The sequence below is a fragment of the Campylobacter concisus UNSWCS genome, assembly GCF_000466685.1.
In the GTDB taxonomy this organism is placed as follows: domain Bacteria; phylum Campylobacterota; class Campylobacteria; order Campylobacterales; family Campylobacteraceae; genus Campylobacter_A; species Campylobacter_A concisus_A.
This window is the reverse complement of record NZ_ANNG01000005.1, coordinates 36,109-54,107: the sequence shown is the minus strand read 5'-3', so window position 1 is coordinate 54,107 and position 17,999 is coordinate 36,109. Positions and strand designations below refer to the sequence as shown.

Genomic DNA, 17,999 nt, shown 5'->3' with positions numbered 1-17,999 from the left:
AATTCTTAAAAGGTTACATCAATGGATAAAGCTACCATACAAGCACATAAAATCAGCGACGAAGAGTATGAGGAGATCTTAAAAATTTTAGGCCGTGAGCCAAATTTACTAGAGCTTGGCATATTTTCAGCTATGTGGAGCGAGCACTGCAGCTACAAATCAAGCAAAAAATACCTAAACGGCTTTCCGACAAAGGCGCCTTGGGTCATCCAAGGACCTGGTGAAAATGCTGGCGTCATCGACGTTGGCGACGGTGTTGCAGCTGTGTTTAAGATGGAGAGTCACAACCACCCAAGCTTTATCGAGCCGTTTCAGGGCGCTGCAACTGGCGTTGGTGGAATTTTAAGAGATGTCTTTACGATGGGCGCAAGAGTTGTTGCGAACATGAACTCGCTTCGTTTTGGCGAGATAAGAGGCGAGGGCGAGCTAGCTAAAAAGCATAGATATCTGCTAAAAGGAAGTGTCGCAGGTATCGGACACTACGGCAACTGCATGGGCATCCCAACGATTGGCGGCGAGACTACATTTGATCCTAGCTTTAATGGCAACATCCTAATAAACGCCTTCGCGCTTGGCCTTTGCAAAAGTGATGAAATTTTCTACGGCAAGGCTGAAGGCGTGGGCAACCCAGTCATTTACGTGGGCTCAAAGACCGGTAGAGACGGACTTGGCGGCGCTGTGATGGCGAGCGATAGCTTTAACGATGAAAATAAATCACTTCGCCCAACGGTGCAAGTAGGTGACCCATTTGCCGAGAAACTGCTCATGGAGGCGTGCTTGGAGCTCTTTAAAAAAGACTATATCATCGGCATCCAAGATATGGGCGCAGCAGGACTTACAAGCTCTAGCTTTGAGATGGCTGGCAGAAGTGGCAGTGGCATGAAGATGTATCTAGAGCGCGTACCGATGCGCGAAGTTGGCATGACGCCTTATGAGCTAATGCTAAGCGAGTCTCAAGAGCGTATGCTAATATGCGCCAAAAAAGGTTTTGAGCAAAAGGTGCTTGAAATTTTTAGAAAGTGGGACCTTGACGCTGAGATCATCGGCGAGGTCACAAGTAGCGGCGTGATGCAGCTTTACTGGCATGACGAACTTGCAGGCGAAATCCCTATCGGCCCGCTTAGCGAGGCAGCTCCGGTGCTTGATCGTCCAGTCGCACGTCCAAAATACCTTGATGAGATAGTAAATTTACAAATTCCAAATAATGTCGATAACAAAACTGCATTTTTTAAGCTTTTAAAAGAGCCAGAGGTGCTAAATAAAAGCTTCATCTACGACCAATACGATGCAAATATCCAGACAAATACGATAAAACAGCCAGGCCACTTAGGCGCTGCAAGTATCAGAGTAAAAGGCACTCAAAAGGCCGTCTCTATGGCTGCGCAGTGCGATCCTAGAGCAAATTTCGTTGATCCAAAAATAGGCGCTGCAAGAGCTGTCGCTGCAGCTGGTAGAAAGGTAGCGATGAGCGGCGCTGTGCCACTTGCGATCACCGACTGCCTAAACTACGGCAACCCGCAAAATCCAGAAGTAATGTGGCAGTTTAAAGAGGGCTGCGAAGGCATAAAAGAGGCTTGCCGTGAGCTAAATACACCAGTTGTTAGTGGCAACGTGAGCCTTTATAACGACACTGACGGCGTTAGCGTCTATCCAACGCCAGCTATCGTCACGGTTGGCGTAAATGAAGATGCAAATTTAAACCTAAAAAGCACATTTTTAAGCGAGGGCAGGGCGATATATCTACTTGGCGAGACAAGCGGAGAATTTGCAGCTTCGCTTTACGCAAAGGCGCTATTTAACGTGGTTGGCGGTAAGCTAAAAGAGGTTGATTATAAAGCTGAGCGAGCCCTTTGGGACCTAGTAATAGAGGCAAATAAAGAGCAAATTTTAGAGTTTGCAAATAGCGTAGGCGTAGGTGGTCTTGCTATCACGCTGGCAAAAATGGCTAGCATCTCAAACATCGGCGTAAAATGTGAAGTGAAATTTAAAGAGCCAAATTTCATCTTTGACGAGAGCTTTTCAAGGGCGGTCGTGGGTGTGAAAGATGAGGCTAAATTTGAAGCGCTTGCGGCTAAATTTGGAGTGAAATTTGAAAAGATCGGCGTTAGTGGAGGCAAGAGATTTAAGCTAAATGAGATAGATGAGAGCTTAGAGGACGTAAGAGAAATTTATCTAAATGAGTTTGCGAAAATCGTAAAAAAGGAGGACTAAGAGATGTTTTCTAAAAAGGAAAAAGTAAGCGGAGAAAAGGAAGTAGAGCAAAACGAGAAAAAGGGCGTGGCAAAACCACCAGTGCTCTTTAGCGATACTCAAAATTTGATAAGTACGATAGAAAAAAGGCTAAATGCCCCTTTGATAACCTACTACAACTCAAACGCTGGTAATGTTTGCGGTAACGATGCAAGCGCTATGTATGAAATTTTAAAGGGTAAAAAGATAGACACTGCCTATCTTTTCATAAAAAGTGATGGTGGAAGCGGTATAGCCGCACTTAGGATCATTAGCACCCTTAGAAACTACTGCAAAAATTTAATAGCACTGATCCCATCAAACTGCGCCTCAGCGGCTACGATGATGGCGCTTGGCGCAAACGAGATCGTGATGGGTCCGCTTGCCTATCTAACTCCAGTTGATACATCGCTCAAGCACGAGCTAAGTCCTACAAACAAGGGCAACGAGCTTGTTAGTGTCTCTATGGACGAGCTTAACCGTGTAGTCAAGCTTTGGAAAGAGCAGGACAAAGACAGACCAAACGACACAAACCCCTATAACTCGCTATATGAGTATATCCATCCGCTAGTTTTTGGTGCGGTTGATCGTGCTAGCTCGCTCTCACTTAAAATTTGCTCTGAGCTACTTAGATATCACATAGATGATGATAAAAAGATCGTTGAAATTTCAGAGCGTCTAAACGCAGACTACCCAGCACATGAGTATCCGATACTCTTTCGTGAGGCGCAGGAGATCGGTCTGCATGTCAAAAAGATGGACGATGATCTAAACGAGATGCTTCAGGAGCTAACGCTACTTTACTCGGAGATGGGGCAGCGTGCCTTTACTGACTACGATGAGAACAGCTATCATGATAACAACATCGCAAACATCATCGAGACAAACGGCAAGCAAATTTACTATCAGATCGATAAAGACTGGTTTTATCGCCCTGAGGAGCGCCGCTGGAACGTGATGAATGACGAGAGCTCATGGCGCAAAAATGAGCTAGTAAATGGCAAGATAAAAAATACAATCTATCACTTGTGGTAATATGTCTGGAGTCCTGTTTTTACTGATATTAGGCGGTGCGATATTTTTATTTATGAATGTCCAAATAGGTAGCAACCGCAAGAAACAAGCAAATGTAGATGAGGCTAAATTTCTAGTCTCACTGCTTGCAAAAGTCGCTAAAAGTGACGGCAGAGTTAGCGAGCTAGAGGCTAGGCTGATCACTCAAGTGCTAGATGATCTAAGCCAGAAAGTTAGTGGTGTGCGCGAGTATCTAAAAGAGGTCTATAACAGCCAAAAAGAAAATGTAGATAACGCCTATGAAACCGCCAGAAACTACAAGCGCGCGTTTAATCTAAACTACGATACCTGCGTGGCTAGGCTCACTTTTTTTCTAAATTTAGCCTATATAGACGGTGAGTTTAACAAGAGCGAGCAAGATGTTATAAGAAATATCGCTTATGGATTTGGCATCGACAAAGAGACGCTTGATGAGATAATCTTTAAATTTGATAGCTTCTATGGCTCGAGATTTGGTGCAGACCGCGATGAAAGAAGCCAAGAAAATGATGCATTTGAGGTTTTAGGACTTAGTAAAAATGCAAGTCTTGAAGAGATAAAAGCTCGCTACAAAGAGCTTGTGAGGCAGTATCACCCTGACATTTTGATGGGCAGAGGCGAAAGCAAAGAGGTGATAGAGCGCTCTACTAAGAAGCTTCAGGAGATAAATGAGGCTTATGGGAGATTAAAAGAGAAATTTGGAGTTTAGATGAAGAAATTTGTGATTTTGCTGCTAGCGGTGGCTGGCTTTTGCAGAGAGCTAAACGTGAGCGATCTTAATGGAAATGAGATCAAATTTGAGCTAAAAGATAGCGCACTTTATGAAAATGGCAAAAAGATCGGCGAATACAATAAGACAAGCGCTGCTAGCATCATTCTAGCTGGCAGCGATGACGTAGAGGCTGATTTTAAGGCAGTTAGAGCTAAAAATTTAAATGAGTTTAAAGAGTATATATTTTCAGATGAAGGCGGCATAAAGGTAGTGAAATTTAGCGCTAAAAGCCCGATCTGCGAGGCATTTAGTAAAAAAGAGGCTGTAAATTTAAGCGTGCTAAGTTCAAGCTATTTTAGTGGCAAACAAATTTCAAACTATGCCTTTAGTGTGGATATCGCAGGTGGCAAGCTTCAAAATTTGGTTAAAAATAGCCATTTTGCAGTAAATGCTAGTGGTAAAAGTTTAGAAAAACTAGAAAATTTAACAGAAGAAAATATTAAAAAAGACACAGCCATGGGGCTACTTGTGCTTGAAAAAGCGATGTGTTTGGCGGAGAAATAAAATAAATTTAATCAATCTAAAGGAGAAAAAATGAGAGCGTTGCTTAGCGTTAGCGATAAAGAGGGCATTGTAGAGTTTGCAAAGGGGCTAGAAGAGCTTGGCTGGCAGATACTTTCAACTGGTGGCACCTACAAACTTTTAAAGACTGAGGGCGTCAAAGCTACTGAGGTTAGCGAATTTACGGCGTCACCTGAGATGTTTGAGGGCAGGGTAAAGACCCTTCATCCAAAGATACATGGCGGCATCTTGCACAAACGTGACGACGCTACACACGTGGCTCAGGCAAAGGAGTATGGCATCGAGGGCATCGACCTAGTTTGCGTAAATTTATATCCATTTAAAGAGACTACCATAAGGACTGATGACTTTGCCGAGATCATCGAAAATATCGACATCGGCGGCCCAGCCATGGTAAGAAGCGCTGCTAAAAACTTTAAAGACGTGCTTATAGTCACAAATGTGCTTGACTACGACGAAATTTTAAAGCGCCTAAGAGAAAAAAGCGATGATTACGACTTTAGAAGATCGCTGATGATAAAGGCGTTCGAGCATACAGCAGCCTATGACAGCATGATCGCAAACTATATGAATGATAGATTTAATGGCGGTTTTGGCGATGCTAGATTTATCGTGGGAAGCAAGGTTTTTGACACTAGATACGGCGAAAATCCACACCAAAAAGGCGCGCTTTATGAGTTTGATTATTTCTTTTCAAACAACTTTAGAGCCCTAAAAGGCGAGGCAAGTTTCAATAACATGACCGATATAAATGGCGCTTTAATGCTTGCAACTAGCTTTGATGACGCTCCGGCAGTGGCTATCATCAAGCACGCTAACCCTTGCGGCTTTGCGCTAAAAGATACATTGCTTGAGAGCTACGTAGCAGCGCTTAAGTGCGATCCGATCTCAGCATACGGCGGCGTAGTCGCGATAAATGGCACGCTTGATGAGGAACTAGCTAAAAAGATAAATGAAATTTACGTTGAAGTAATCATCGCTGCAAATGTCGATGATGCCGCGCTTAAAGTGTTTGAGAGCAAAAAACGCATCAAAATTTTCACTCAGGATAATAAATTTTTAGTGCGTGCAAATGATAAATTTGACTTTAAGCACATCGATGGTGGATTTGTATTTCAAGAAAGAGACTTCGTAAAAGACGAAGAGCTTGAAAATATGAAGCAAATGAGCAAGAAATTTGCAACTGGCAGCGAGCTAAAAGACGCTCAGATAGCGTGGAAAGTGGCTGCGCTAACGAAGAGCAACTGCGTAGTTTATGTAAAAGATGGCGCGATGGTGGCTATTGGCATGGGTATGACTAGCCGTGTGGATGCTGCACGTGCGGCCGTGGCAAAGGCAAAAGAGCTAAAGATCGACCTAAATGGCTGCGTGCTAGCAAGCGAAGCGTTCTTCCCATTTAGAGACAGTATCGACATTGCTAGCAAAGTGGGCGTAAAATGCGTCATCGAGCCAGGGGGTAGCATCAGAGATGATGAGGTGATAGAGGCTGCCGATGAGCACGGCATGTCGCTATATTTCACTGGCGTTAGACACTTCTTACACTAAAATTTAGGGGCGTTTGCCCCTTACTTCACACTTTATAACTTTAAATTTTATATAATCCTTCAAAAAAGGAGCTCTCATGAAAAAGATATTAAATTTTCTCTTGGTTTTGGCGGTATTTTTGGGTGTAAATTTGACGGCAAAAGATGAGTTTTTAAAGGAGCAGACGATGGCAGGGCAAAATTTGAAAGAAATTTATTTAGCAGGTGGCTGCTTTTGGGGCATGCAGGGATATTTTAAAAAGATATTTGGCGTGGTGGATACGAAGGTGGGCTACGCAAATGGCAAGAGTGAGAGCACGAGCTACCGTGAGCTGCACGAGAGCGATCACGCCGAGACACTTTATGTGAAATTTGATGAAAACAGAGTTGCTTTGGCTGAAATTTTGGCTCATTTTTTTAGAGTGATCGATCCGACCTCGCTAAATAAACAGGGCAATGACGTCGGCAGGCAGTATAGAAGCGGGATTTACTATGTTAGCAAGGATGATCTGGCTGTCATTGAGAGCTTTATGAAGATAGAGCAAAAGAAATTTAAAGATAAGATCGTGGTCGAGGTTGCGCCACTTAAGAATTTCGTCATTGCCGAGGAGTATCATCAAGACTATCTTGATAAAAACCCTTTTGGATACTGTCACATCGATCTAAATTTGGCGAGCAAGCCACTTTACGATGAGGCTAAATTTAAGCCGCTTAGCAAAGAGGAGCTAAAGAGAAATTTAAGTAGCGAGCAGTATGCCGTGACGCAGGAAGCGGCGACTGAGAGGCCATTTAGCAGTGAGTATGATAAATTTGACAAAAAGGGCATCTATGTCGATATCACAAGTGGCAAGCCGCTCTTTTCAAGCGCTGATAAATTTGACGCAGGGTGTGGCTGGCCAAGCTTCACAAAGCCTATCACTACAACGGCGCTTTCATATAAAGAAGACAACTCATTTATGATGAAAAGGGTTGAAGTTAGGTCGCAAAACAGCGATGCGCACCTTGGGCATGTCTTTGAAGATGGGCCAAGCGACAAGGGTGGGCTAAGATACTGCATAAACGGAGCTAGTCTTAAATTTATACCGCTTGAAGATATGGCTAGGCTTGGATACGAGGAGTTTATCCCCTACGTCAAGTAGCTTTTGTTGAAGCAAATCAATGGTTTGAAAAGTTTAATCAGAGTATAATTCTCCAAAATCAAAAGGAGAAAAAATGAGTGAATTTTTCAAAAATGCAGAGCAGTTTAATGTAGAGGGTGCGACGGTGCCTTTTTATAAATTTAGTGAAAATGGTGTAAGCTTTGTAGGCTTTGACTCACGTCCTTGCGTGCCGCCAGAGCCTATGATAAACGCGCTTTTGGCTATAAAATTTGCTGATAAAAACACAAAGATCGTGATGGTAAATCACAAATTTCCAGCTGGGCTCATCCCGAAGATAGAAAAAAGCTTTGACGTGGAGCGAGAGGACCTTGAGGGCGGGGCTGTGAAGATGACTTTTGGCCTAAAAGAGGGTGCGAGCATAGAAAACATAGACACCAGCCTTTGCCACTAAGATGCTTTTAAACACCTATGCGCCGCCATTTAAGCTAGTTGGCGGCTACTTTATCGCTGGCATTTTTTTCTTAGCGCTTAGCATCCCGGCCTTTTTTTATGCTGATTTTGAGGCGATTAGCTCGCTAAATACGGCTGGCTTTTTGCATATATTTTTCGTGGGCTTTGTGATGAGCATCATCATCGGAGCGCTCTATCAGCTAACCTCAGTCATCTTAGAAAAGCCGTTTTTCACGGTCAAAGGGGCTATTTTAAATTTAGCCATCTTTTGTATATCGCTGCTTGCCATGAGCTATGCGATGATATTTGGCGAGGCTAAAATTTTACAAATCAGTGCAGTTTTTCTCTTTGGCGCACTTCTCTTTTTTGGCTCGACCTATGCACTAAGCTTTATGGGTAATGAAAAAAGAAGCTTTGCAGCCTTTGCGCTCTTTGTCTCGGCTATATTTTTGCTAGTTGGCATAACGCTTGGATTTTGCCTAGTGATGATACTTGGTGGCACGCTTATGCTTGATTTTACTATGACGCTAAAATTTCACGTATATTTTGTGCTGGGTTTTGTATTTTTCGTGATACTTGGGGCTGCAAGCGTGCTTTTGCCGATGTTTGCGCTGGCTCATGATCTTAAATTTACGCTTAGCAAAGCTTCTCTTGCTTCTTATATTTTGGCCGGAGTTTTGCTGGCAATCGATGAAAATTTAGCCATTTTTGCAGTGGCTATGGCGGCTTTGCTTTTTGTAGCTCAGGCGTTTTACATCCTGAAAAAGCGCGTGAGAAAGGCGTATGACTACTGGAATGTAAATATCGCCCTTTCGCTGCTTGCCTTGTTTGTGGCTGCTATATTTATAATTTTTGAAAAGCTAAATTTGGCTGCATTTTTTATGATATATGGCTTTTTGTTTGCCTTTATCATGGCTCATCTTTATAAGATCGCGCCGTTTCTCATCTGGTATCACTACGTGGCACTCTTTGTTGGCAAGGCAAAAGTACCGCTGCTCGATGCAATGATATTAAAAAAAGCGGCTTATTACGCCATAGCATTTAATGCCATTTCGCTTGTGTGCTACCCTTTGGCGGTTAGCTTTGAGATGAGAAATTTGGTCTATGCAAGTATGATTTTTATGGCTTTAAGCATCATTTTGCTTGCTGTAAATATGATAAATGTTTTTAAATTTACTGGTTTTAAAGGATAAAAAATGAAAGAAAAAATTTATGATGCTCTATCAAACATCGTCGATCCCGAGGTTGGCTTTGACATCGTTTCGCTTGGGCTAATATATGATGCAAGCTGCGATGAAAACGGCAAAGCAAAGGTGACGATGACGCTTTCAACTAAGTCTTGTCCGCTTCATGAGATGATACTTGGCTGGGTTGAAACAGCTGTGCTTGGTGTGGAGGGCGTAAAAGAGTGCGAGATCGACCTAGTTTGGGAGCCAGAGTGGAATATCCAAATGGCAAGTGACTTTGTAAAAGCACAACTTGGAGTGCACTAATAAATTTGGCTAGAAATTTAGCTTAGCTAGCAAATTTCTAGCTTTTCTTCTTGAACTTCTACTTTAAATTTGAAAAATATCATAAGAAATCGTAGTTAAATTTGCTTGGGGCTGCTAATAAATTTACAAATAAATTTATGCAAGTAAAAACTAAAAAATGCGAGTTATAGAATATAATTTTAGGAATTTGCTAGGTAATGGTTAAAATTTGAATATATAAAAAGGTAAATTGCAAGATAAACTTGCAATTTAATAGGAGAATTTTTAGTTGGGACTTAGTCCATTTGATGGCGAAGATATGATGGGATATCTAGCTGAGAGATATACTCATCGCTGTTATATCCACCACTTACTCTTCTTTTTAAAACGATATTTTTATTTAAAAGATCGTTTTCAGGCTCTTGGGCTATTTTTTTTTCTTCGCTTTCTTTTTCAGCACCTTTAAAACCTGTTGCGATGATGGTAACTTCGACTTTATTGTCTTCTATGTTTTCATCGGTTGTTGTACCAAAGATCACATCAGCATCATCATCAGATGCCTCTTCAATCATTGACATCGCGCTATGAAGATCATCAAGTGAGCAGTTTGGATGCATTTTGAAATGAACTAAAACACCAAGCGCTCCGTTTATATTCATATTATCAAGTAATGGTGATTGGATAGCATTTTTGATAGCTTCTTGAGCTGCACCCTCGCCATAAGCCTCGCCAACGCCCATTAAAGCGTGACCTCTGTGGCTCATAACTGTTTTTACGTCAGCAAAGTCAAGGTTGATATCGCTGACACCAGAGTCAAGCACGATAGAGCACATACCATTTACCGCTCTTGCAAGCACTTCATCAACCATTTTAAAGCTCTCTTTGATGCCTGATTTTTTATCTATTAAAGTTAAAAGTCTGTCGTTTGGTATGATAACGATAGAGTCGCTCTCTTTTCTAAGCTCGCTTAGACCAATATCAGCTAGCTTGCTGCGCTTTTTACCCTCAAATGAAAAAGGCATAGTCACAACAGCAACTGTTAGCGCACCTATCTCTTTTGCAGCTTGTGCAACAACCGGAGCAGCGCCTGTACCTGTACCACCACCAAGGCCTGAAGCGATAAACACAACGTCAGAAGTCTCAAGAGCGCTTTTTATCTCTTCGTAGCTCTCTTGTGCGGCTTCTTTGCCGACCTCTGGTCTCATACCAGCGCCAAGACCTTTTGTCTTTTTCTCACCAAGCTGTATCTTTGTGTGTGCAGGAGAATTGTCAAGTGCCTTAGCATCCGTATTTGCTATCATTAGATCGATGTCTAAATTTGGATTCTCTCTTATGATGTGGTTTATCATATTACCACCACCACCACCTACGCCTACTACCTTTATCTTTGCGCTATATAGGCTCTTGTTCTCTTCGATTGTGAAACTGTTGCTCATTGTAAAAATTCTCCTCAAAATAGTTGCGTCATGCTGTGCCAAAATTTCTTTAAAGCACTTGGTTTTTTTTCTTGCTTACTTATATCAGCAATATTTGCAAGCTCATTTTTGTTGTTTGTTTGCTCTAAATTTATATCCATATTTACAAGCTCAATGCCTTCTTCAAAATCATCTTTATCCTGTTTTTTTACCTCAAATTTCTCTTTTTTCTCTTCTTCAAAAATATTGAAATTTGCTTTTGGCTTTGATCTTAACTCACCTTTATATCTCATCTTTTTTTCTGAGTCTATCTCATAAGGTGTAAATTCACCAGCGCCATACATGCAAAGTCCTATGGCACAAGAATTTGCTGGATCTCTTAAAATCTCATATAAACCATCCATCTCTTTTGGTCTTGCGATCCTAACTGGCATGTTGTCAAATATCGCAGAAGCTAGGTCTTTTAACCCATCAAGTTTTGTCATGCCACCAGTTAGTACTATGCCAGCTCCAACAAGATCTTTATATCCACTATCTTCAAGCATATTTGCAAGCACCATCACAGTCTCTTCTGCTCTAGCTGAGATGACATTTGATATAACATCAAGTGAAACTTCGTGAGTTTTTTGCTCATCACCAAGTCTTGGAAGCTCGATAAGATCAACTGATTTATTTACTAGCTTGCCATATTCTAGTTTTATCTCTTCAGCTTTTGGCAAAGGAGTATGAAGCGCCATTGAAAGATCTATGGTTATATTTGCAGAGCCAACGTGTAGATATGAGTTGTATCTTAGTGAATTTCCAGCGTGCACTACCATATTACATGTCTCGCCGCCCATATCTATAAGTGCAACACCTAGTTCTTTTTCATCTTTTGTTAGTGTTGCTATGGCTGATGCGTAACCAGAAAGAACGACGTTATCGACTTGTACGCCTGCTAAATTTACAGCTTTTCTTAGGTTGCTTAGTTGTGATTTTTGGATACTTATGATATGAGTTTGCACTTCAAGTCTAGTACCATTCATGCCAATAGGATCTTCTATAAATTCTTGTCCATCCACTTTAAAGTTGTAAGGTAAGACATGAAGTTTTTCATATTCTGGGGAAGTCTCGGCATTGTGATCTGCCATCTGCATAGCACGCTCTATCTCTTTTATGCCTATTTCATGATTTGGTATATTTACTACACCACTGCTATTTACGCTTTTAGTATATTTTCCAGATATCGAAACTACTACTCTTTCGTAGTGTGTACCCGCAACTTTTTGCGCTTCTATGAGTGCATTTTTTATAGATTTTGCAGCTAGTTCAATGTTGTTTATAGCACCTTTTTTTATACCTTGTGCTTTTTCTGTACCTATTCCTATTATCTTTATGCCATCATCATTTTGCTCTGCTATAACAGCGCAAATTTGAAATGATCCGACATCTATGCCTAAAATTCTAGTACTCAAAATTTTTACCTTTTGACATATTCTTTAACTTCATAATATTTTAGAAGTTTGTTTGTTAAATCTTTTATCAACTCGTTGTTTTTAAGTATCGCAACATTTTGTTGTGTTATTTGCTTATAGTTGTTATTTATATTGTTAGTAAGCAATCTTTGTTCCAAAATATCGTACACTACGGCTTTGTCATCTAATATAACATAACCTTTTGTGTTGTTAGTGTCAAAAAGTTGAGATACAAAAGCTCTTGTATCGCTCTCATTTAAGCCCGCAATAGAGCCATTTACCTCTCTGCTAACAAAGCCAACATCTGTGCCTTTGAAGTTTTGTAGAGTCTCTTTTGCTTTTGCTGTTAAAATTTCTTTTTCTTTTTTACTTTTATAAATTTCAAGCACATTAGCTCTTGCTTGTTCAAAGCTCATAGGTTGTGGAGGAGTTATACTTTTTACTCTAGCTATCAAATAGCCATCTTTATAGATAAATGGTTTTATCACTTCACCAACTTTTGCACCCTTTATCTCATCAAGTGAAAAAGTAGCATTGTCTTCATTTACACTTATAAAACCATTAGTTGCAAGCTCAGCTTTTTTAACAGCGACATACTTTTCTAAAGCATTAGTTTTGCTTTGCTCTATGTTATAGTCTTTATTAACCTCAGCTTTTACCTCGCTAAAAGGTTTTATCTTGTCATCAGAACCCTTATATTTATCTTGGTTCTCGTTATAGTAAGATTTTAAAACGCTTTCGTTTGCGTCGCTTTTTTCTGACTCGACAAAGTATGTATCTATACCATAAAGTGTCTTTGTCATATAGTTATTTTTATTTATCTCCCAAAGATCTTTTAGCTCTTTCTCATCTACTTTGATATCGTTTTGATCAGCATTTACTACTTGCACAGCTAATTTATCTTGCATGAAAAAGCTAGCTTCCATCATGGCGATATCTTCTTTGCTAGCAGGCAAATTTAAAATAGTTCTAAGTTTATCTAGTAAGATAGTTAGTTTTAGATTGTCTTCAAAATCAGTTGGGTTTATCCTGGCTCTTCTTAGCACATCGTAGTATAAATTTTTGTCAAAAACGCCGTCTTTTTGAAATGTTGGATCGACGATTATATATTTTAAAACATCATCTTTATTAACACTTAGACCTATGTCATCTGCAAAATTTAATAGTAAATTTTCTTGAATAGCAGCTTGAAGTGCAGCATTTTCTAAGCCTAACTCTTCAGCTTTCTCTTGAGTTAATTTGCCTTCAAATACATTGTTGTAGTACTGATATAACCTATCATATTTTTGTTGCAGCTCTTGAACGCTTATATTTCTATGTCCTACTTTGGCTACTGAAGTAGCTCTGTTGCTGTTTAGATCGTATGCGCCCCAGCCGACAAAACCAGCACCGACAAAAGCTATCGTGCTTACCCAAATTGTCACGACTAGGTATTTTTTATGTTTTTGCATCCAAGATAACATTAAGTTCTTCCTTTAAAATACTAACAAAGCTTGTGCGATATTTTATAGAAATTTGGCTTAAATAAGCTTAAAATGGGGCTTTATAAAAACGTTTCTTGCTAAATTTTTACTAACATTTTTTATCTTTGTTAGCAAAAATTTAAATGCTAAAATCGCTGTAATCACCAGTAAAATGAAGCAGTTTGCAGCTATTTTCTAACAAGGCTATATCTTTTGCAAGTAGCTGAGGGCTCCTGCTATACGCGTAAACGCCGTATCCTTTGATCACAACGACGTTAGTATTTTTCTCTATCATCGCTCTATAAATTTCTGTCTCAGCACGCTCATACCAGTCGTCAAACTGTTTTGGATCATAGACTAAAATTTCATTAAATCTCATGCATCCAAAATAGTCTTTTGGTGCGATCTTTTCATGTTTCATTGCATAAGCTGTCACGTATGGAGGCATGGCGTAGCAGACAAATTTTGCTTCATTTATGTTTTTGTAAATGTTTAAGTGTATATCAGCATCTAAACTTGCATCATTCCATCGGTAGTCTTTTTTTGATGAAAGAAGTGTTAGATCACTATCTTGCAAGTCGTCAAAAATGGCACTTTGCTTGTTGATGATAAATTGATTTTTTTCTACTCTTGCCGAGATAGAACCATGAAAAACACCAAAAAAATTCTTTCTAAACATCGAAAGAGATATCTTTTTTATCTCATTTGTTGAGTGCAATAAGTCCATTTTTTCTCCTATGTTTGGGTGATTATATTTAAGCTATCTTAAAATTTGTGTAAAATTTTATGTAATGATAGCTTTTTAAGTAAAATTTCGATAAATTTTCACACTAATTTCACTAAAGAGGCAGTGTTGCAAAGTCCGCATATTAGCGTTTTACTTGACGAAGTTTTATCATTTTTTAAAGACCTGCGTGGAAATTTTATAGATTGCACGCTTGGATATGCTGGACATTCTAGTACCATTTTATCTCAAAATGAAAATCTAAATTTGATCGCTTGCGACAAAGATATCGAAGCTATAAATTTCTCGCTCAAAAAACTTGAGCCATTTGGCAGTAGAGTAAAAATTTACAAGAGCAATTTCTCTGAGCTTATTAGTAAGCTTAGTAGCGATGAAATTTCAAATGTTAGAGGGATTTTAGCCGACATTGGCGTTAGCTCTTTGCAGATAGATAAAGATGATAGGGGCTTTAGTCTTGGCTCAAGCGCGCTTGATATGCGCATGGATAAAGAGCGAGGATTTAGCGCCTATGACGTGGTAAATGGCTACTCGTTTGATGAGTTAGTTAGGATTTTTAGGGATTACGGCGAGCTAAAAAATGCCTCTGGGATCGCAAATAAGATAATAAATGCTAGAAATTTAGGCAAGATAACAAGCGCAAAAGAGCTTGCAAACATAATAGGCACAGCCCAGATAAAAGGGCGCGGTGTTAGCCCTGCGATCCTTGCTTTTCAGGCGATCAGGATAGAGGTAAATGGCGAGCTAGATGAGCTAACAAATTTGCTTGATAGCATAGAAAAAGGCGGTTTTAAAGATTGCCTGGTGGCGATTATTACATTTCACTCGCTTGAAGATAGGATCGTAAAAGAGCGCTTCAAAAAGTGGGCAAACAGCTGTATCTGCCCGCCTGGCATCTACCGATGTGAGTGCGGAAACAACCACGAGCTGGGTGAAATTTTAACTAAAAAACCACTAACAGCAAGCCAAAGTGAGCTAGCGCAAAATTCACGAAGCAAGAGCGCAAAACTGCGTGTTTTTAAGATAAAAGGATAAAGATGCAAGAAAAAGAAGAGCTGCTAACACTTCACGACGAGGAGCAAAAACGTGAGGTAAATTTAAGCTTTAAGACGCTAGTGATGGTCTATCTGGCGGTTTTTATAGCGCTAGCTCTATTTTTGCCAAAAATTTATATAGCAAATCAAATTTATTATATAAGTAGAGATATCGCCGATATCAGCGGCAAACGAGATATGCTCCTTGAAGAAAACAGAGCTCTTAGCATAAAGCTTGAAAATTTGCGTTATAAAAATCAAATTTTAAACAATATGCAAGAGCGTCAATGGAAATAATTAAGAAATTTAAAAGCTTTATCCGCTACTACGACCCTGCAAATTTCCAGCTCATCTACTCGCTAAAAGCTGCCACAACCATAGCTTTTAACTGCTTTTTGTGCTTTTACTTCTTTCATCTAAGCGGCGCTATCATGGCTGTAAATATCACGATGGGTATCTTCTTTCTTGGCGGGCTTGAGTGCAAAGATAGGAGTAAATTTGCATTTTTGCTACTTTACATCGCGCTTTCTTGCGCTTTTATGCCCTTTGTTGATCCATTTATTAGCCTTGGCGTTTGGCTCTCGCTTATCGTATTTGTCTGGATATTTGTGGTAGGCATTAGCCAAATTTATAGCTCAAATTTAAACAAAATTTTACTTGCTGTAAATGCAACAGGGCTAGTTGCTTTTGTGACAAAGGCCGCAGTTGGGCTAAATGTGATTGATAGCATTGGCGGTCTGGTGCTTGCTGGCGTGCTAAGCATCATCATAAAATTTGAAAACTTTGGCAAATACGGCAAATTTACTAAAAAGAGTATCAGCTTTTTACTAGATAACGCCATCTTATCGAGCAAGGCGCTTGGCACGAGCCATTTTTACGCAAGTATTGCAGATTTGATGAGCTCGATTGATAAATCAAAAGAAATTTTTGCAAACAAAAGCCTAAAGATAAAAGATGTCAAGCTAGTTAGAAATCAAGCCAAAGCGCTATTTTATTTTTATAAAGTTGAAGAGATCGCTCTTTTGCTTCGAACATTGGGTGCTTCATTTGAAAGGATCGAGGACAAAGCGCTTTTAAATGAGGTAAAAAATGAGATCGCTTACAACCTTTTTGAGCTTAAAAAAATTTTCAAAAATCAAACTCCAAAGCTAAAATTTGATGCGCTAAATTTAGCTAAAAACTCAAATTTTAAAATTTTCGCAAGCTCGCTTGGCGTGCTTTATGATAAATTTTTGCTTATAAAAGAGGGCGGCGAGGACAAACTCTCGTTTAATAACACAAAAAAGATCACGCTAAAAGAGGCGTTTAAAAAGCTAAATTTAAAAAATGAAATATTAAAAGAGTCTTTAAGGCTTGCCATTTGCATGTCGATAGCCATTTTTATAGCGCAGGCGATGCATATAAATCATGGAATTTGGATCGCAATTGCCGTGATGAGCCTAAACAAAAGCGACGAAGATGCTTTAAAAAATGCAGGCAGAGATAGCCTTCTTGGCGGAGTTATCGGCTTTTTTATCGCGCTTGTTTTTGTGAAATTTATGGGTGAGTCATACGCATTTTACGTGGTTGTCTTTATCGGTATGTTTTTGGTTTATTATCTAAAATCTTACAAACAAATCGTCTTTGCAACAGCTTTTATGTTTGAATTTACAGCCATTTTTTCGCTTATAAAAAGAGACTTTTTAGCCCTTATGGTCGATAGACTGCTTGACGTGGCAGCTGGCTTTTTGATAGTTTTTGCTACCTATCTGCTAACTAGGAAAAATGACTATACAGCGATAAAAAATAGCTTAAGCAGTGCCTTGATGGGTTTTAGAAATTTAGTGCAAATTTCTTTAAATGAGTCAAACAAAGATGCTTTTAGCACGGATGAAAAAAGGGTTTTAGACTCGATAAATGAGCTAAACTACGCTATAAAAGTTAGTAAAAATTTAGACGATGATAATATGAAAAATGCAAAATTTATAGCTAGCAAGCTTGATGATATAAATAGCGATCTGGTTAAGCTTAGAAATTATCTAAATTTAGACGAGTTAAAAGAGAAAAACGCCTTGCAAAATGATATAAAAATCATCTCAGATAGGTTTTTGATGCTTGAAAAGAAGCTGAAAAAGCTACCATACTACTTCATAGAAGAGGTTGGTGTGAAGCTGCTTTGCAAAGAAGAAAACGTTAAAAAGCTAATTTTGCGAGTTGCTTTAAAACAAAATGAAATTTACTCAGCGCTCTCTTTTTGAGAGATTAGCTTTTCATATATATATTGTTCTAAATCTTTTTTTGAAACGTCATTTTTAAGAGCGGTGTTGTAAATTTCTTCAACCTTGCTTGAATACTTTTCATATCCAAAATATGGAAAATGCACGCTCCAAGCCTTTTTTATAAGATCCAAGCTTATCTCTCTTCTTGCCCAAACCTTAAACATATCAAATCCGATAAATACAACTGAAGTGACGATGGTAGTTGCTATTATCGAGATGTGCGCGTCGGCCTTTGCTAAAAAGTGATGCGTGATGATGAGAAGCGGAAACAAGACGACAAAGCAGATAAGTGCGTAAATTTGATAGAGCTTCACGTGGTTAAATCTAAAATTTAGCTTTGCGCCATCAACTAGCATACCTTCGTTAAAAAGGGCATTTGCTTCAAGTAGATCTCTAAATAAAACTGGCTGTTTTGAGACGAAAAAAATATTTTTAATGATAGTGTTTCTTAGATTTTCTTTCATTTTTTATAGACTTTTTACCTTAAAAATTTCAGCTCATTGTATCTAAAA

Annotated in this window: 17 protein-coding genes; 12 read left to right on the top strand and 5 right to left on the bottom strand. The window is 39.3% G+C overall.

Annotated features, from left to right (window positions below; translation table 11 throughout):
* Window positions 1-21 precede the first annotated feature (21 nt).
* The 9 genes from purL to UNSWCS_RS01030 all read left to right on the top strand — a co-directional run bounded on the left by purL (window position 22) and on the right by UNSWCS_RS01030 (window position 9,142).
* Window positions 22-2,211: a phosphoribosylformylglycinamidine synthase subunit PurL gene (gene purL, locus UNSWCS_RS01070; RefSeq protein ID WP_021086904.1), complete on the top strand. Its 2,190-nt coding sequence runs from the start codon at window positions 22-24 to the stop codon at window positions 2,209-2,211.
* Window positions 2,212-2,214: 3 nt separating this feature from the next.
* Window positions 2,215-3,264 (top strand): SDH family Clp fold serine proteinase, encoded by a 1,050-nt coding sequence (locus UNSWCS_RS01065; protein ID WP_021086943.1) that lies wholly within the window; start codon window positions 2,215-2,217, stop codon window positions 3,262-3,264.
* A gap of 1 nt (window position 3,265) precedes the next feature.
* Window positions 3,266-3,991 carry a TerB family tellurite resistance protein gene (locus tag UNSWCS_RS01060; protein ID WP_035143322.1) on the top strand — a complete coding sequence of 242 codons (726 nt, stop codon included), beginning with the start codon at window positions 3,266-3,268 and terminating at the stop codon, window positions 3,989-3,991.
* Window positions 3,992-4,558, top strand: coding sequence for a hypothetical protein (locus tag UNSWCS_RS01055; RefSeq protein WP_021086907.1), 567 nt, complete (start codon window positions 3,992-3,994; stop codon window positions 4,556-4,558). It begins immediately after the preceding gene.
* Between the two features lie 30 nt (window positions 4,559-4,588).
* Window positions 4,589-6,121, top strand: coding sequence for a bifunctional phosphoribosylaminoimidazolecarboxamide formyltransferase/IMP cyclohydrolase (purH, locus tag UNSWCS_RS01050; RefSeq protein ID WP_021086891.1), 1,533 nt, complete (start codon window positions 4,589-4,591; stop codon window positions 6,119-6,121).
* Between the two features lie 76 nt (window positions 6,122-6,197).
* The gene (msrB, locus tag UNSWCS_RS01045; protein WP_021086914.1) at window positions 6,198-7,238 is read left to right on the top strand and encodes a peptide-methionine (R)-S-oxide reductase MsrB; all 1,041 of its coding nucleotides are present in this window, start codon (window positions 6,198-6,200) and stop codon (window positions 7,236-7,238) included.
* 73 nt (window positions 7,239-7,311) lie between these two features.
* Window positions 7,312-7,650 (top strand): hypothetical protein, encoded by a 339-nt coding sequence (locus UNSWCS_RS01040; RefSeq protein WP_021086971.1) that lies wholly within the window; start codon window positions 7,312-7,314, stop codon window positions 7,648-7,650.
* Window position 7,651: 1 nt separating this feature from the next.
* The gene (locus UNSWCS_RS01035; protein ID WP_021086969.1) at window positions 7,652-8,842 is read left to right on the top strand and encodes a hypothetical protein; all 1,191 of its coding nucleotides are present in this window, start codon (window positions 7,652-7,654) and stop codon (window positions 8,840-8,842) included.
* Window positions 8,843-8,845: 3 nt separating this feature from the next.
* Complete coding sequence (locus UNSWCS_RS01030) at window positions 8,846-9,142, top strand: metal-sulfur cluster assembly factor (RefSeq protein WP_021086915.1); 297 nt, start codon at window positions 8,846-8,848, stop codon at window positions 9,140-9,142.
* 275 nt (window positions 9,143-9,417) lie between these two features.
* Here UNSWCS_RS01030 and ftsZ read toward each other — a convergent pair whose 3' ends face one another.
* The 4 genes from ftsZ to UNSWCS_RS01010 all read right to left on the bottom strand — a co-directional run bounded on the left by ftsZ (window position 9,418) and on the right by UNSWCS_RS01010 (window position 14,180).
* Window positions 9,418-10,557: a cell division protein FtsZ gene (gene ftsZ, locus UNSWCS_RS01025; RefSeq protein ID WP_012001610.1), complete on the bottom strand. Its 1,140-nt coding sequence runs from the start codon at window positions 10,555-10,557 to the stop codon at window positions 9,418-9,420.
* Between the two features lie 14 nt (window positions 10,558-10,571).
* Window positions 10,572-11,990, bottom strand: coding sequence for a cell division protein FtsA (gene ftsA / locus UNSWCS_RS01020; RefSeq protein ID WP_021086906.1), 1,419 nt, complete (start codon window positions 11,988-11,990; stop codon window positions 10,572-10,574).
* A 5-nt stretch (window positions 11,991-11,995) separates the two neighbouring features.
* Window positions 11,996-13,453, bottom strand: a complete 1,458-nt coding sequence (locus UNSWCS_RS01015; protein ID WP_021086935.1) for a peptidylprolyl isomerase — start codon at window positions 13,451-13,453, stop codon at window positions 11,996-11,998.
* Window positions 13,454-13,592: 139 nt separating this feature from the next.
* The gene (locus UNSWCS_RS01010; protein WP_002940326.1) at window positions 13,593-14,180 is read right to left on the bottom strand and encodes a class II aldolase and adducin N-terminal domain-containing protein; all 588 of its coding nucleotides are present in this window, start codon (window positions 14,178-14,180) and stop codon (window positions 13,593-13,595) included.
* 126 nt (window positions 14,181-14,306) lie between these two features.
* On the opposite strand from UNSWCS_RS01010, the gene rsmH reads away from it, so the two are divergent.
* Genes rsmH through UNSWCS_RS00995 form a run of 3 tightly spaced genes read left to right on the top strand, consistent with a single transcriptional unit; the run spans window position 14,307 to window position 17,466 of the window.
* Window positions 14,307-15,230 carry a 16S rRNA (cytosine(1402)-N(4))-methyltransferase RsmH gene (gene rsmH / locus UNSWCS_RS01005; protein WP_035143321.1) on the top strand — a complete coding sequence of 308 codons (924 nt, stop codon included), beginning with the start codon at window positions 14,307-14,309 and terminating at the stop codon, window positions 15,228-15,230.
* 2 nt (window positions 15,231-15,232) lie between these two features.
* Window positions 15,233-15,526, top strand: a complete 294-nt coding sequence (locus UNSWCS_RS01000; protein ID WP_002940285.1) for a hypothetical protein — start codon at window positions 15,233-15,235, stop codon at window positions 15,524-15,526.
* The gene (locus tag UNSWCS_RS00995; RefSeq protein ID WP_021086888.1) at window positions 15,517-17,466 is read left to right on the top strand and encodes an FUSC family protein; all 1,950 of its coding nucleotides are present in this window, start codon (window positions 15,517-15,519) and stop codon (window positions 17,464-17,466) included. The genes UNSWCS_RS01000 and UNSWCS_RS00995 overlap by 10 nt, the downstream gene beginning before the upstream one ends.
* Here the strand turns inward: UNSWCS_RS00995 and UNSWCS_RS00990 are convergent.
* Window positions 17,445-17,951 (bottom strand): hypothetical protein, encoded by a 507-nt coding sequence (locus tag UNSWCS_RS00990; RefSeq protein WP_021086896.1) that lies wholly within the window; start codon window positions 17,949-17,951, stop codon window positions 17,445-17,447. The two genes, UNSWCS_RS00995 and UNSWCS_RS00990, sit on opposite strands and share 22 nt — an antisense overlap.
* Window positions 17,952-17,999: the final 48 nt, after the last annotated feature.

Coding starts and splice junctions, on each gene's coding strand:
- purL (WP_021086904.1), top strand. CDS start 22: ATGGATAAAGCTACCATACAAGCACATAAAATCAGCGACGAAGAGTAT.
- UNSWCS_RS01065 (WP_021086943.1), top strand. CDS start 2,215: ATGTTTTCTAAAAAGGAAAAAGTAAGCGGAGAAAAGGAAGTAGAGCAA.
- UNSWCS_RS01060 (WP_035143322.1), top strand. CDS start 3,266: ATGTCTGGAGTCCTGTTTTTACTGATATTAGGCGGTGCGATATTTTTA.
- UNSWCS_RS01055 (WP_021086907.1), top strand. CDS start 3,992: ATGAAGAAATTTGTGATTTTGCTGCTAGCGGTGGCTGGCTTTTGCAGA.
- purH (WP_021086891.1), top strand. CDS start 4,589: ATGAGAGCGTTGCTTAGCGTTAGCGATAAAGAGGGCATTGTAGAGTTT.
- msrB (WP_021086914.1), top strand. CDS start 6,198: ATGAAAAAGATATTAAATTTTCTCTTGGTTTTGGCGGTATTTTTGGGT.
- UNSWCS_RS01040 (WP_021086971.1), top strand. CDS start 7,312: ATGAGTGAATTTTTCAAAAATGCAGAGCAGTTTAATGTAGAGGGTGCG.
- UNSWCS_RS01035 (WP_021086969.1), top strand. CDS start 7,652: ATGCTTTTAAACACCTATGCGCCGCCATTTAAGCTAGTTGGCGGCTAC.
- UNSWCS_RS01030 (WP_021086915.1), top strand. CDS start 8,846: ATGAAAGAAAAAATTTATGATGCTCTATCAAACATCGTCGATCCCGAG.
- ftsZ (WP_012001610.1), bottom strand. CDS start 10,557: ATGAGCAACAGTTTCACAATCGAAGAGAACAAGAGCCTATATAGCGCA.
- UNSWCS_RS01015 (WP_021086935.1), bottom strand. CDS start 13,453: ATGTTATCTTGGATGCAAAAACATAAAAAATACCTAGTCGTGACAATT.
- UNSWCS_RS01010 (WP_002940326.1), bottom strand. CDS start 14,180: ATGGACTTATTGCACTCAACAAATGAGATAAAAAAGATATCTCTTTCG.
- UNSWCS_RS01000 (WP_002940285.1), top strand. CDS start 15,233: ATGCAAGAAAAAGAAGAGCTGCTAACACTTCACGACGAGGAGCAAAAA.
- UNSWCS_RS00995 (WP_021086888.1), top strand. CDS start 15,517: ATGGAAATAATTAAGAAATTTAAAAGCTTTATCCGCTACTACGACCCT.
- UNSWCS_RS00990 (WP_021086896.1), bottom strand. CDS start 17,951: ATGAAAGAAAATCTAAGAAACACTATCATTAAAAATATTTTTTTCGTC.